The sequence below is a fragment of the Dickeya lacustris genome, from assembly GCF_029635795.1.
GTDB classification, from domain to species: Bacteria; Pseudomonadota; Gammaproteobacteria; order Enterobacterales; family Enterobacteriaceae; genus Dickeya; species Dickeya lacustris.
This window is the reverse complement of record NZ_CP114280.1, coordinates 338,708-352,613: the sequence shown is the minus strand read 5'-3', so window position 1 is coordinate 352,613 and position 13,906 is coordinate 338,708. Positions and strand designations below refer to the sequence as shown.

Genomic DNA, 13,906 nt, shown 5'->3' with positions numbered 1-13,906 from the left:
AAATATGGACATTTTACTCAGCCTGGTCAAAACGCCCGCTGTCATCATCGCCATTGTGGCGTTCCTCGGTTTACTGTTTCAACGCGCGCCGCTCTCCCGCCTGATAACCGGGACTTTTTTATCTTTTATTGGCTTTACCATGATAAAAGTCGGCGGCAGTATTTTGATGAAAGTGCTCACCGCCTTCAGTTCACTGTTTTCTCATGCCTTTCACATTGCGGGCGTTGTTCCCAGTAACGAGGCGATTATGGCGGCAACGCTGGACAAAGTTGGCGCGACCGCCGCGCTTATTTTGCTGTTCGCCATGCTGGTTAATATTCTGCTGGCCCGCTTCACACGCCTAAAATATATCTACCTGTCGCTGCATCTGGTGCTGTTTATGGCCTTCGCGTTCACAGCGGTGCTCATGCCGTTTCATCTCACGCACACCACTATGGTGGCCCTCTCGTCATTACTGATTGGTTTATATATGGCGGCATCGCCGTATATTCTGAGTCACTTTAGCCGCCGCATAATCGGTTCCAATGAATATGCGATTTCTCACGCGGCCATTTCATCGTACGTATTGGGGTCATATCTCGGAAAATGGTTCGGCAATAAAACCCGCGACACTGAACAGTTGGCATTGAGCCAGCGGGTGGATTTTCTGCGTGAGCCAAACGTCGCGACGTTGTTGACCATGCTGGTGTTACTGCTGCTCTCTTGCCTGTTTGCCACCCGCCCGCAAATTCATGAAGCAATGACGATGGTGTATGGTGCAGGCGCGGCAGATAAAAACGCGGTTATTTTTATTCTTGAACAGGCGGCCACGTTTGCCTGCGGGCTCTATCTGGCCAAGGCGGGCGTCAATTTGTTCACTGCCGAAATCGTGCCAGCCTTTAAGGGGTTTGCTAATGTATTCGCCCCCGGCGCTGTCCCCGCCGTGGATGTGATGGTGCTGTTTACCAAAGCCCCCAACGCAACCCTGATTGGTTTTCTGGTGAGCTTTAGCGTCGAACTGGTATGTATCTTACTGTTTCCACTGGTCGGCCTGCCTATTATCGTACCGGGTATCATGGCAAGCTTTATTACCGGTGGCGCGGCAGCCATTTTCGGTAATGCGACCGGTGGCGTCCGTGGCGCTATTCTTGCCAGTAGCGTGAACGGCCTGCTGTTATGCGTGCTACCCGCCTTGACGCTGCCGCTGTTTTCCCACCTGGGCGCACAGGGCGTCACGTTTGCCGACCCCGATTTCACGCTGCCTTCGCTGCTGCTAGACGGGATACTTCGCCTGTTCAGATAGCGGACACGTGGGGGGAAATACACCGGCGGCGAATGCCGCCGGTGTTATTTTTACCGCGTTACTTTTACTGTGTAACGCTTACCGTGTAATTCTTACCGTATTACTTTTACCACTTTGCTTTCAGCGTGCTACCTTCGCTGTGTGTTCGGCCCTGGACGCCTGCACGCACGTCAGTCCGGCAACACTGCACGGGTCAACATAATGCACGGGTCAAAATGATGACCAGTTATCTTTATCTTGCAAACCGGACGCCGTCGAGGCCGGTAGTGAGGCGGTGCGGGTGGCTGAGGCCACGCGATGCGGCGCACGGGCGCTGACAACGCCGCTGGCCTCTTGCGGAGAGACACGGAATACCGCCACCCGCTCAGAGAGTTTCGCCGCTTCCTCTTCCAGCGCATTAGCCGCCGCCGATGATTGTTGCACCATCGCCGCATTTTGTTGCGTGGTGGTATCCATTTCCGCAACCGCTGCGCCAATCTGGGTGATTCCCCGGCTCTGCTCATCCGATGCAGAGGTAATTTCCCCCATAATATCGTGTACCCGCTTCACTGACGCCATCAGTTCATCCATCGCGTGACCGGCATCAGACACCAACACCGTCCCGGTATTGACCCGGGTAACGGACTCTGAAATCAAACTTTCTATCTCTTTGGCGGCCTGAGCGCTGCGTTGCGCCAAATTGCGCACTTCGCCAGCGACAACGGCAAAGCCACGTCCCTGCTCGCCTGCCCGCGCGGCTTCAACGGCGGCGTTTAGCGCCAGGATATTGGTCTGGAAAGCGATGCCGTTTATGACGGTGGTGATATCGGAAATTCGCTTCGAACTACCGGAAATGTCTGCCATGGTCTGAATCACATCATGGATAATCGCACCGCCGCGATCGGCATTGTCGGATGCCTGTTCAGCAATCTGGCTGGCATGCCGCGCATTATCCGCATTGTTTTTCACCGTTGCCGTTAATTGCTCCATACTGGCAGCCGTTTCGACTATCGCTGAGGATTGTTGTTCGGTACGTGAGGACAGGTCGTGATTACCGGCAGCGATTTGCGACGCAGCGCTGGCGACACTGTCAACACTGTGACGAATATCGGCAATTAACTGACGCAATCGGTCTGTCATCACCATCATCGCGTGTGTCAGTTTCCCCAGCTCATCATGGCGAGCAACCACCACGGTTGTGGTTAAATCGCCTGCGGCTATCTGCTCGGCAAGCTTCAGGTTGGCCATCAATGGCCGGGTTATCTGGCGCGTCACCGACCAGGCTATCAGCACCCCAAGTACCATCGCCGCCAGACCAAATAGCGTGGTATATAGCACGGCATTATTGATGACCTCGTTATTACGCGAAGAAAGCGTATTGAGCATCATAGTTATGTCATTAATCAGCTTATCGCCGGTGGTTCTCAACGCGGTATCCGCCTCTTTTAACTGCGTGACACTCTCGTTGTATTTCACACTGATCTGGTTATAACGCTCAATGTGATAGCCAAGCTCACGAACACGCTCACGTTCTTGCGGTGGCAATTGGGCGTTTAACTCATCAAATGCTTTTTTTGCCGCAGTATAAGCGCCCTGCATCGCCTTAAAAGACGCCTCGCTGTTGTCTTTTTGTAGCTGATGGGCGTAATCCACCAGTTGCCAGTAACGCACGCTGGTTTGATGATAGTGACGTAATAGCGCCGGATCGCTAACCGTGGCATAAAATGCCGCGTCCACCCCGGCCAACGGGTCTGACGCCGTTTGCTCACGCGCCTGCGCAACCGCCTGCGCACTGGCTTTAATACGCTCCAGTTGACGGGTATAGTCGCTAAAATCCTGCGCTACTGCGTTGAGCTGTTGCTGATAATCCCCCTCCCACCGCAATGCTCTGGCTTTTTCATTAAGCTGGCGTGCCTGTTCAAGGTACTTGTTTAGGTTCGCTAAATTGTCATTATTCAGCGTGTAGGTGAACTTGATCCGCGCAATACGGGTGAGATCGATGAAATCACCCATTTCATTCATGATGGCGCTTTTGATGTACAGATCGCGAATGGTAAAAAAACGAACCGAACTCAATGCTGACGCCAGCATCACCAGCAGCAGGACAACGCCAAATCCACCATACAGTTTGTGAGCTATCTTGAGATTTCTCACATAATTTACAAACGCACTCATCCTTGCATCTCCAACAGTGAACAAACGGCAACAAAGGTAAACACACCTGTTGGCTTATCGGATTAAAGTGCGTTTTTTTTAGCAAAAAATAGTGATATTAATCACAAATTAAACCAAATTATGCTTTATATTGATCATAAGTGATTTTATTTATTCAGATTGAGCACAAAAAAACCCGGCGAGTGATGCCGGGCTTTCCTTGAGAAGCGAATTGAAAGGCGAACTGAAAGGCCCATTGAGAGGCTGATTGAAAGGCCGATTGAGGAGCAAAAGCCGTTATTTGGCTGACAGCAAACTTTTACCGATAGCCAGTACCATGTCAGCCTGATGCTGTTGGGCGGGCGCGAATTGCTTGTTATCCACCAACGTTACCGGCTGAATTTCCACCACCCGCCCCTTCACTATCGCCGCGCACAACGAATGCACAACCTGATCGTTTAGCAAGGTGAGCAAGCAGCGAAACTTCGGCGCGCCTTCCGCAACCAGCTCTTTTTTCTCAGGCCGTATGCGCTGGCGTAACATCTCTTTTTCCGAGCTGGCTATCACCGCATCTAAATCGCTATCTCCCATCGCAGCCTGCACTTTATCCGCTGGTGACGGCAATGTATAAATCGTGACCAGCGCTTTGCGCCGGGTAGCCGTATCGACATATTCAGCCTGAACCGAATGCGCTTTAGCATCGGCTTCGACGCCCCGACGTTTTAAGCCATCCACCACCGATGGCAGCGCATCCGCCAGTTGTTGAGAGGTATAACCGGCAATTAAATCCGGGTTCGGGTCAGCCTGGCTTGCCAGCGGCATGGCCAGCAGCAAGCCACACAGTCCCCTTTTCATCATGCTGTTAATCATTTTTTTCTCTCCTTAACCACGCATTATTCTGATGTTATTCCATCCCCTCTTAACACTATACCCTAAATTCACTGAATTGCAGGAAAACGCCAACTGTATGAATTTAAAGGCGCATAGCGGCTATCGTCGGCAGCGCGGGCACGGCATGCGACGTCTGTTTTTCGGCGAATTAATTTGTACAAAAATAAAAGTTTGTATAAGTTTGTGCGATTGACTAAGGTTTAAACGGTGAGGGAATTCGGGGTACGACAACGTATGACCACTTACAGTATCAGTGAATTTTCGGCCCGCTGTGGCGTGAATGCCGTGACATTACGGGCCTGGCAGCGGCGCTATGGGCTACTTAGCCCGAAACGTACCGAGGGCGGCCATCGCGTTTACGACGACGCTGACTTGATAGAAGTCGGCATCATTCTCTCGTGGATTCAAAAAGGCGTGCCGATAGGCCAGATAAAACGCCTGCTGGAAGGCCAATCCGTGAGTACGGGGCAAGGCAATACGGATTTACAGGATGCGCTCCTCACGCCGTTACAGTCAGGAGAGCTGTCCCGCTTACGCAGCCTGCTGTATGAAACCGGGCGCGAGTATCCCAGTGATTATCTGGTAGAGAAGGTACTGCGCCCCCTGCGCGCACGTCTTGCCAGCCCCCAGGAGACCATTCAAACGCTGCATCACCTGCTTGATAGCGTCATTATCAGCTATTGTGCGTTTTGTCTGGAAGGGGCGCGTAAACGCGCCGGAACAGATGTCATTGTCGCAGGCTGGCAACTTCAGGACACCACCGAAGTCTGGCTGGAAGCATTACGTCGCACCCCCTCATCACAGCGCTGTAGCGTGGTTCCCCAATCGTTAACCTATCCACGGCCAGAATTGATGCCCGGTTGCAGTTGGCTGTTGGTTAACGCCCAACCCCTGACCGCCGAGCAACATCACCAGCATCAGCAATGGCTGGCCGCTAACCACCGCATCGAGCTCGTTATTCTGAGCCAACAGGAGGTGGCATGACCACGTCCCCGGAGTTGCAAGCGATTATCCAATTCTATCGCCAGCTTGATATCTGCACGCCGGTACAACTGGCGGCGTTCTATCATCAGGATGTGGTGTTACAAGACCCGCTCGGCCAACACCACGGCCTGATGCAGTTGTGCAATTACTTCAATGGTTTACTGGCGAACACTGCCTATTGCCGCTTTGATGTACACCGTGTTCTCAGCGAGGGGCAGCGAGCCACCCTGTTGTGGCGTATGGACTATGCACACCCTCGCCTGCGGCGCGGTGCGGCGTTGACTCTGGAAGGCTGCTCATGGCTGGAATATGACCATGCGCGCATACGCTGGCAGCAAGACTTCTACGATATGGGTGCCCTGCTGTATGAACAGTTGCCTATCATCGGCCCGGCGATCCGCATGCTAAAAACGAGGCTGACACCATGAAGCGCGTCCTCATTACCGGCGCCAGCTCCGGTATCGGTAAACAACTGGCCTGCGATTACGCCGATGACGGCTGGGAGGTGCTGGCGTGTGGCCGCAACGCTCAGGCACTGACAGCGCTCAATCAACCGGGGCGTCATATTCAGCAACGGGTTTTTGACGTCAGCCAATTGGCGCAAACCCGTCATCATTTGACCGACGCCGCCTGCGATTTGGTGATTCTGAATGCAGGCACCTGTGAGTACCTTGACGGCGGGCAAATAGAGATAGACAAAATTCACCGCGTGTTCGCCACTAATCTGTTCGGGCCAATCTATTGCCTCGAAACACTGCTGCCGCAGCTAAACCCAGGGGCGCGAATTGTTGTTATCGGTTCTCTGGCCGGATTGGTGGCGCTACCACGCGCGCAGGCTTATGGCGCATCTAAAGCCGCGCTGACCTATTTCGCCCACAGTCTGCGGCTGGATCTGTCTTCTCGCGGTATCGCCGTGACCGTCGTCATGCCAGGCTTTGTCGATACGCCGCTCACCCAACGCAATGATTTTCCGATGCCAATGCAAATCAGCGTGCAGGCAGCCTCGCGCGCCATTCGCCGTGGCATCGCCGCCGGGCGCGATGAAATCCGCTTTCCCTGTGTCTTTGCCTGGCTACTTGGTCTGTTGGCACGGCTGCCCCTATCACTACAACAACGCATTACACGACGCATGGTGAGATCATGAAAATAGCCATTATCGGCAGCGGTATTGCAGGCATGACCTGCGCCTGGAAACTGGCCGAGCAGCATCAGGTAACGCTATTTGAAGCCAACGACTATCTCGGCGGCCACACCGCCACCGTCGATGTCGCCCTCGATGGACAGACATACGCTATCGATACCGGTTTTATCGTCTATAACGATCGTACCTACCCGCGTTTTATTAACCTGCTTGATGATCTCAACCTTCAGGGTAACAAAACGCAAATGAGCTTTTCGGTTCATAATCAGACCAGCGGCCTTGAGTACAACGGCCATACGCTCGCAACACTGTTCGCCCAAAAGCGCAACGTGCTCAACCCGCGCTTCTGGCGCTTATTATGGGATATTTTGCGCTTTAACCGTTGCTGCAAGCGCTACCTCACGCGCCGCCCGGATAACGCGCTGACATTGGGCGATTTATTGGCGCGTGAGCACTTTAACGACTATTTTGCCCGCCACTATATTTTGCCGATGGGTGCGGCTATCTGGTCTGCGTCAATGGCTGATATGCGCCGTTTTTCTCTGCGCCTTTTCTTGCGTTTTTTCAATCATCACGGCCTGCTCGATATCACGCATCGCCCGCAGTGGTATGTAATACCCGGCGGGTCACGCGAGTACATTCGGCGGATGCAGCAGCAGTTAAATAACCGCATGACATTTTTGTGCCGCACTCCGGTGACGGGAGTGTGGCGCTCCCCGGTTGCCGTACGGGTATTATCTGCGCGCGGCAGTGAATTTTTTGATGAGGTCATCTTCGCCTGCCACGCCGATCAAGCGCTGTCACTCCTGCAAGATGCCACGCCTGCCGAGCGGCATATTCTTGGCGGCCTGCCTTATCAGGCGAACGAGGTGGTGCTGCATACGGACACCCGTTGGCTTCCCCTGCGCCGCAAAGCCTGGGCAAGCTGGAATTACTGGCTTGATAGCGACAACCGGGAAGAGGAACAAACCCAAGCCTGTGTGACCTATAACATGAACATTCTGCAAGGATTACCGCCATCAACGCCGCATACTTTTTGCCTTACCCTCAACCCGACCCGGCCAATTGACGCGCACAAGGTGCTACGGCGTTTCACCTACCACCACCCGGTATTCAGCACCGACAGCCTGTTGGCACAGCGACGCCGCCGTGAAATCAGTGGACGCCACCACACCTGGTACTGCGGTGCTTATTGGTATAACGGTTTTCACGAAGATGGCGTTCGTAGCGCGCTGGATGTGGTCAGCACACTCAACAAGCGGCTGACCGGCAATACGGAGGGAGCATGAACAGCGCACTGTATAGCGGCTGGCTGCGTCATCGGCGCTTTTCGCCCAAGGCGCATGACTTCACCTACCCGATTTTTATGCTGTTGCTCGACCTTGATGAGTTGGCGCTATTAAAAACGGTGGGCATTGGATCACGGCGTATCGCGCTCGCCTCTTTTCAGCCGCAGGATTATCTGACGGGCGGTGACCTCAAACACGCGGTGCGGGAACGTTTAACGGCGCTGACCGGCGAAACCCTGAACGGCAAAGTCTATTTGCTTTGCCAGCTCCGTTATTGCGGGTTCCATTTTAATCCGGTCAATTTTTACTACTGCCATGACGAGTCAGGTCAGTTACGCTGGTTACTGGCTGAAGTTCGTAACACGCCGTGGAATGAGCGGCATGTCTATGCCATCCCCGCAGATAACCCGACGCCGCAGGCCAAGCGCTTTCATGTCTCGCCTTTCAACCCGTTAGAGATGGATTACCATTGGCGTTTTACTGCGCCGGGCGCCTCACTGAGCGTTCATATCGAAAACCATGACCGCCCTGAACCGGGTTCAGACACCACGCTCAATGCCACCAAAGTGCTCGACGCCACATTGCAATTGCGACGCGTCGCACTCACGCGCCGTTCGCTGCACCAGCATATCCGTCGTCTGCCGATGATGACGTTAAAAACCGCCGTGGCGATTTATTGGCAAGCGCTACGCCTGTGGCTAAAGAACGTTCCTGTTTACGCACATCCATCTTGCGGGAGAAAGCACCATGAATAACCCTGCCTACTCACTGAAACGGCCACATCAGCGGTCAGCTTCGCTGGCGCGGCGCGTCGTGTTTCGGCTGCTCAGTCAACTCAGCGATGTCTATCTGCAACTGCATGACGCCGATGGAACACAGCATGCCTTTGGTCATCCGCACGCGGCATTGCAGGCTCATATCACGGTTCATGACCCGATATTTTATCGCCAATGTCTGCTCGGCGGTGGAATTGGGGCGGCTGAAAGCTATCTTGATGGCGCCTGGAGCACACCGGATCTCACGGCAACCTTGCTGGCGTTGGCCAAAAACAGAGCGGTAATAACAGCACTGGAGTCCCGTTTCTCACTGCTGCTATTACCGTTGCAAAAAATACGGCATGCCTTGCGCCGCAATACCCGGCACCAGGCTCGCCGCAATATTGCCGCGCATTACGATTTGGGAAACAGATTCTATGAATGTTTTCTTGACCGCAGCATGCTCTATTCCAGCGCGTTATATACCGATCCCAATGCCACGCTGGAGCAGGCACAGCAAGCAAAACTGCGCCGGTTGTGCGAGCAATTGCAGCTCAGTGAACACGACCATCTCCTGGAGATAGGCAGCGGCTGGGGGGAAATGGCGCTGTTCGCCGCACGGGAATATGGCTGCCGCGTAACCACAACCACCGTCTCGCAAGCGCAGTTTGACTATACACGCCAGCGTGTGCAGCAGGCGGGGCTTGATGATCGCATTACGGTACTGTGCCAGGATTATCGCGACCTGACGGGGCAGTACGACAAAATCGTCTCCATCGAAATGATTGAGGCGGTAGGCAAAGCCTTTCTGCCGGTCTTCTTTCAGCACTGCCAGCAACGACTGAAACCCGGAGGTCGCCTGGTATTACAAGCCATTACCATCAGCGATCAATACTATGCACGCTATAGCCGACGCGTAGACTTTATTCAGCGCTACATCTTTCCTGGCGGCTTTTTGCCCTCCGTGACCGCGCTAAATGAAACCATGACCCGGCACTCTCGCCTGGTGATGCGTGACCTGCATGATATGGGGATGGATTATGCGCGCACGCTGCATGAGTGGCGCAAGCGATTTGTCCAGCATTGGTCTGAAATCGCACCACTCGGTTTTGACGATCGCTTTCGACGCTTATGGTTATTTTACCTGTGCTATTGTGAAGCCGGTTTTCTCGCCCGCACCATCAGCACCGTGCAAATCACCGCCGAGTGCCCGTAGACGCACCGCTTGCGTGACGTTGTCACCGATACGTCAATGGCCAGATACTTCAGGCGCTGGATATTTCAGTGGTTAGATATTTCAGTGGCCAGCTCGGTGACACGTTCTCGCAACGCGGCGAGTTTATCGTCTCTGCCGCCACCGCCCCCTCTCGCTTGCACCTGAACGCAGGCTGTTTGACTTTACATATCTTAAATAATGACTAACTGTAATTAGTTATTACAAAACAGGGATATTTGCCCAATCAAGCCTGTGATCCTGTACACGAAAATGAATTTCCCGACGGATATCACGCTTCGTGGTGATCCTGATCACCTTAAGGCTGTATCGCTTCTCGTAGGATAAATTCACGTATCCCATTAATTAATTTAACCATAGGATGTGGAGATATCATGTCATCTTTCCTGAGTCGTCTCTCAATTCCGGGTTTAAAGAAATCGCGCCCTGCTCGCGGCGTCTATCGGTGTGATGCTTTGCCTTCTTCGCTGTCACAACTGGGATTACCGTCCGCCCCTGGGCTATTGATGGTATTCGTTCCCCCCAATGCCGATTTTGCCGCTGTTAATCGAGCCTGGCAGCGTTTCTCTGCGCCCTATCGTAGTGTTATCACCCTGTCCTCCACGGGTGCGCTTTGCAGCCAGCGCGGTCAATCGACCTACTGTGATATGGAAGGCCCGCAAGGGAGCTGGTTATGGTTGCCGCAATCGCTGATTGCTCGCCATGAGGTGCATTTGGTGGATCTGCATATGCATGATAAACCCAATGCGCGCGTGAGAATTGATGCCATTCGGCGTGAGCTGGAGCGAATGAATGTCAGCATGCCCTTGTCCTCTGACAACACGTTTGCACTCATTTACTGCGATGGGCTGGCCGCCTCCGAAGGCTTTTTAATGCAAGCCTGGTACGCCTGTCGGCGCTTTCCCTGCCTTGCGATTGGCGGCGCGGCGGGCGGAAAACTGGATTTTAGCGGCACCTATATCAGCGCGGATAACAATGTCTTGCAGGGAAAAGCCGTGATTGTGTTTTGCCAGATGGCGCCGGGTAAGTCGTTTGCGCCGTTTAAGAGCCAAAACTTTGCACCCACCAAACAAAGCTGGCTGGTTGCCGAGGCCGACCCTGTCGCCCGTACCGTCAAATCCGTTTTCGATGCTCACGGTAATGAACAACCGTTGATTGACGCTATCGCCAACTGCCTGCGCTGCTCCCCTGACCAAATCAGTCAACATCTGGCTGGTAAAACCTTCGCTGTTAAAGTGAATGATGAATATTTTGTTCGCTCGGTTGCAGCCATCAAGCAAGACCGGATCGCGTTTTTCTGCGACCTCGAATTCGGCGATAGGCTATACCTGATGGAATCGACCGATTTCATCGCCAGTACAGAGCGCGACTGGCAACAATTTGTGTCACAACACGGCAAACCAGAGTTAGTTCTTCTCAATGACTGTGTGTTACGCCGTGCGGGTAACACGCGGTTAAACGAAGCCCAATTCTTCGCGCAAATTCCGGCGGCTGGCTTCTCAAGCTTTGGTGAAATACTCGGAGTACCGATTAACCAAACGCTCTCAGCCCTCGCGTTTTTTAATCATGATGTCAAAGCCATGTCCCACTTCCCGGTCGATTACGCCGCCTATGCCGGCCACTACGCACAACGGGCGCTACGGCGCTGGGAAGCGTTGCATGATATTCAGTCCGCCGTGGTTAAGCAGGTTGTCGAGTATGAACAGGCGTTGGCTCCGTTACTGACAGCCATGCCGCAACTCGAACAAGCGACGTTACGGCAAAGCGATACGCTTGATGTGGCGCAAACCAGTATCCGCGCCATCAGTGACTCTGCGGCGAAAACACAGGAAGCGCAGGGGCGACTTGAGACGGGCCTTAACGATTTGGAGCGTATCTCGATTGGTATTACCCATATTACCAGCGGTATCAATGCCATTGCAGACAAGACCAACTTGCTGGCGCTCAATGCGGCGGTAGAAGCCGCCCGGGCGGGCGAAGCGGGCAGAGGTTTCGCTGTGGTTGCCGAGGAAGTGCGAAAACTTGCCAGCTCCTCGAAAGAGCAGGTGGATGCCACCACCAGCAGCATTCGGGAAGCTGTCGATACTATCGCCCATATACGGGCAATCGCCCAGCAAACCGTCAGCACCACGCAACAAATGGCGGAAAAAAGCATCTCGGCGGCGAACCAGATTGCCAGCATGAGTGCAGAAACAGACCGCGATCGCGCCAATATGACGGCAAACCTCGGTAATCTCAAAGACCTGGCTAAAGGTATGGATGCCATGCAGGACGCCGTTAACCAACTGACCGTGCTGCAAAAACTGGCTTCATCCTAACCCCCCTCATGCCGGAATAAGGCGCAATCCCGCGCCTTATTCCGGCATCGTCTTCCTGCGTCTTCTTTGTTTTGCCCGGCAGAGGTCATGCAGTTTTTGTGTGACAGACTCTGCACTTCAGGCGACAATGCCTCACCCTGCCAAGACCGACGGGTAAGTACCCTTTCGGGTCTTGTCGCGCGGTGACGTTGCGCGATGACGTTGCGCGAAGATGTTGCGCAGCAACGGTTGATTCGCCCGGCCATCGCAAAAGCGCCGCCTATCAACACTCGGGCGCACTCCAGCAATACCTTGCCGAGTCACCACGCATAAACCGGCATACCGCATAGGATATGAAAAATATGCAGATATTTTTATTCGATACCCTGCCCACGCCGATTGGTGAATTATTACTGATCGCCGATGAAGATGAGCAGCTTCGGGCCGTTGAATGGCGCGAATATGAAGAAAGTTTATATCTCTCGCTGAATAAACGTTATCGAGATGATCCTTTCACATTAAAAGCCTGTAACAACCCGGGTGGATTTAGCGACAAATTACGCGCCTATTTTGACGGTGATGTGCATGTTATCGATAACCTTCCTGTCGCGGCTCGCGGTACGGATTTTCAGTTACGCGTCTGGCAGGCATTGCGTACTTTACCCTGTGGCACCACCACCACCTATGGCGAACTGGCTCATCGTCTCGGCAAACCGACCGCTTCGCGCGCCATTGGCATGGCGAACGGCGCGAATCCCATTAGTATTGTGGTGCCTTGCCACCGCGTCATTGGTGCCGGTGGCGCACTCACCGGCTACGCCGGCGGCATTGAGCGCAAGAAGTGGCTGTTAACCCATGAGGGATATTTATCCTGAACCCTTTTATTCTTTTATTCCTTTATTAACCATTCGTTATTAACTTCACGCATAACTATTACGTGATGGCATGACTGATGCCGGGATGTCACAATGCGCCCGGCAAAAAACCGCGCTACCTTTATGACATAAAAGAAAATATTAATAAGCTCACTATTTAATAGTCAGTTCCAAAGATAGCGGATCTTATCAGACACAATAAAAGCTGTTAAAATTGACCAATATCAATTATCGCCTGAGTAAAGCCTATGATTCCTGAAAAGCGAATAATCCGACGCATTCAGTCTGGTGGTTGCGCCATCCATTGCCAGGATTGCAGCATCAGCCAGCTCTGTATTCCTTTCACACTTAACGAGCACGAACTTGATCAGCTCGACAATATTATCGAAAGGAAAAAACCCATCCAAAAGGGTCAGGCGTTGTTCAAGGCGGGAGATGAACTGAAATCACTGTATGCTATCCGCTCGGGTACAATTAAAAGCTACACCATCACCGAACAAGGTGACGAGCAGATAACCGGCTTTCATCTGGCAGGCGATCTGGTGGGGTTTGATGCCATCGGCAACGCACAGCACCCCAGTTTTGCTCAGGCGCTAGAAACCTCAATGGTGTGCGAGATCCCGTTCGAAACCCTGGACGATTTATCCGGCAAAATGCCGAATCTGCGCCAACAGATGATGAGGCTGATGAGCGGCGAAATCCGTGGCGATCAGGATATGATTCTGCTGCTGTCAAAGAAAAATGCCGAAGAGCGGCTCGCGGCTTTTATCTATAATCTGTCGCGTCGTTTTGCACAGCGTGGCTTTTCACCGCGTGAATTTCGTCTGACGATGACCCGTGGCGACATAGGCAACTATCTTGGCTTAACGGTGGAAACCATTAGCCGCTTGCTGGGGCGTTTCCAAAAAAGCGGTATGCTGGCGGTAAAAGGCAAGTATATCACCATTGAAAACATTGATGCGTTAGCCGAGCTATCCGGCACATCTCGTCATAAAGCGTAACGCTCCCGTTATTTCTTTCGCCGG

The 13,906-nt window shown here is 53.2% G+C and carries 12 protein-coding genes; 10 read left to right on the top strand and 2 right to left on the bottom strand.

Translation table 11 applies throughout. The annotated features are described in order from the left end of the window. The first annotated feature begins 4 nt into the window (after positions 1-4). Positions 5-1,282, top strand: a complete 1,278-nt coding sequence (locus O1Q98_RS01620; RefSeq protein ID WP_125259493.1) for a PTS ascorbate transporter subunit IIC — start codon at positions 5-7, stop codon at positions 1,280-1,282. A gap of 210 nt (positions 1,283-1,492) precedes the next feature. On the opposite strand, the gene O1Q98_RS01615 is transcribed toward O1Q98_RS01620, so the two are convergent. Together O1Q98_RS01615 and O1Q98_RS01610 are read right to left on the bottom strand one after the other, a co-directional pair. Next, entirely contained in the window at positions 1,493-3,436 is a 1,944-nt protein-coding gene (locus tag O1Q98_RS01615; protein ID WP_125259492.1) for a methyl-accepting chemotaxis protein, read from the bottom strand. A 276-nt stretch (positions 3,437-3,712) separates the two neighbouring features. After that, the gene (locus tag O1Q98_RS01610) at positions 3,713-4,285 is read right to left on the bottom strand and encodes a hypothetical protein (RefSeq protein WP_125259491.1); all 573 of its coding nucleotides are present in this window, start codon (positions 4,283-4,285) and stop codon (positions 3,713-3,715) included. Between the two features lie 255 nt (positions 4,286-4,540). On the opposite strand from O1Q98_RS01610, the gene O1Q98_RS01605 reads away from it, so the two are divergent. From O1Q98_RS01605 to fnr, 9 genes are all read left to right on the top strand, one after another. Further along, entirely contained in the window at positions 4,541-5,290 is a 750-nt protein-coding gene (locus tag O1Q98_RS01605; RefSeq protein ID WP_125259490.1) for a MerR family transcriptional regulator, read from the top strand. Beyond that, complete coding sequence (locus O1Q98_RS01600; protein ID WP_125259489.1) at positions 5,287-5,718, top strand: nuclear transport factor 2 family protein; 432 nt, start codon at positions 5,287-5,289, stop codon at positions 5,716-5,718. The genes O1Q98_RS01605 and O1Q98_RS01600 overlap by 4 nt, the downstream gene beginning before the upstream one ends. Beyond that, on the top strand, positions 5,715-6,434 hold the full coding sequence (locus O1Q98_RS01595) for an SDR family NAD(P)-dependent oxidoreductase (protein ID WP_125259488.1): 720 nt from the start codon (positions 5,715-5,717) through the stop codon (positions 6,432-6,434). The genes O1Q98_RS01600 and O1Q98_RS01595 overlap by 4 nt, the downstream gene beginning before the upstream one ends. Next, positions 6,431-7,720, top strand: coding sequence for an NAD(P)/FAD-dependent oxidoreductase (locus O1Q98_RS01590; RefSeq protein ID WP_125259487.1), 1,290 nt, complete (start codon positions 6,431-6,433; stop codon positions 7,718-7,720). Before O1Q98_RS01595 ends, O1Q98_RS01590 begins: the two co-directional genes overlap by 4 nt. Next, positions 7,717-8,475 carry a DUF1365 domain-containing protein gene (locus O1Q98_RS01585; protein ID WP_125259486.1) on the top strand — a complete coding sequence of 253 codons (759 nt, stop codon included), beginning with the start codon at positions 7,717-7,719 and terminating at the stop codon, positions 8,473-8,475. The genes O1Q98_RS01590 and O1Q98_RS01585 overlap by 4 nt, the downstream gene beginning before the upstream one ends. Continuing rightward, entirely contained in the window at positions 8,468-9,691 is a 1,224-nt protein-coding gene (locus O1Q98_RS01580) for an SAM-dependent methyltransferase (RefSeq protein ID WP_125259485.1), read from the top strand. Before O1Q98_RS01585 ends, O1Q98_RS01580 begins: the two co-directional genes overlap by 8 nt. Before the next feature lie 392 nt (positions 9,692-10,083). Beyond that, positions 10,084-12,027, top strand: a complete 1,944-nt coding sequence (locus O1Q98_RS01575) for a methyl-accepting chemotaxis protein (protein ID WP_125259484.1) — start codon at positions 10,084-10,086, stop codon at positions 12,025-12,027. A gap of 341 nt (positions 12,028-12,368) precedes the next feature. After that, positions 12,369-12,881, top strand: coding sequence for a methylated-DNA--[protein]-cysteine S-methyltransferase (ogt, locus tag O1Q98_RS01570; RefSeq protein WP_125259483.1), 513 nt, complete (start codon positions 12,369-12,371; stop codon positions 12,879-12,881). 248 nt (positions 12,882-13,129) lie between these two features. Next, on the top strand, positions 13,130-13,882 hold the full coding sequence (gene fnr / locus O1Q98_RS01565) for a fumarate/nitrate reduction transcriptional regulator Fnr (RefSeq protein ID WP_125259482.1): 753 nt from the start codon (positions 13,130-13,132) through the stop codon (positions 13,880-13,882). Positions 13,883-13,906: the final 24 nt, after the last annotated feature.

Bases quoted from the DNA above. Each gene is read 5' to 3' on its own strand.
- O1Q98_RS01600 (WP_125259489.1), top strand. From the start codon at position 5,287: ATGACCACGTCCCCGGAGTTGCAAGCGATTATCCAATTCTATCGCCAG.
- O1Q98_RS01610 (WP_125259491.1), bottom strand. From the start codon at position 4,285: ATGATTAACAGCATGATGAAAAGGGGACTGTGTGGCTTGCTGCTGGCC.
- O1Q98_RS01590 (WP_125259487.1), top strand. From the start codon at position 6,431: ATGAAAATAGCCATTATCGGCAGCGGTATTGCAGGCATGACCTGCGCC.
- O1Q98_RS01620 (WP_125259493.1), top strand. From the start codon at position 5: ATGGACATTTTACTCAGCCTGGTCAAAACGCCCGCTGTCATCATCGCC.
- O1Q98_RS01595 (WP_125259488.1), top strand. From the start codon at position 5,715: ATGAAGCGCGTCCTCATTACCGGCGCCAGCTCCGGTATCGGTAAACAA.
- fnr (WP_125259482.1), top strand. From the start codon at position 13,130: ATGATTCCTGAAAAGCGAATAATCCGACGCATTCAGTCTGGTGGTTGC.
- O1Q98_RS01580 (WP_125259485.1), top strand. From the start codon at position 8,468: ATGAATAACCCTGCCTACTCACTGAAACGGCCACATCAGCGGTCAGCT.
- O1Q98_RS01615 (WP_125259492.1), bottom strand. From the start codon at position 3,436: ATGAGTGCGTTTGTAAATTATGTGAGAAATCTCAAGATAGCTCACAAA.
- O1Q98_RS01575 (WP_125259484.1), top strand. From the start codon at position 10,084: ATGTCATCTTTCCTGAGTCGTCTCTCAATTCCGGGTTTAAAGAAATCG.
- O1Q98_RS01605 (WP_125259490.1), top strand. From the start codon at position 4,541: ATGACCACTTACAGTATCAGTGAATTTTCGGCCCGCTGTGGCGTGAAT.
- O1Q98_RS01585 (WP_125259486.1), top strand. From the start codon at position 7,717: ATGAACAGCGCACTGTATAGCGGCTGGCTGCGTCATCGGCGCTTTTCG.
- ogt (WP_125259483.1), top strand. From the start codon at position 12,369: ATGCAGATATTTTTATTCGATACCCTGCCCACGCCGATTGGTGAATTA.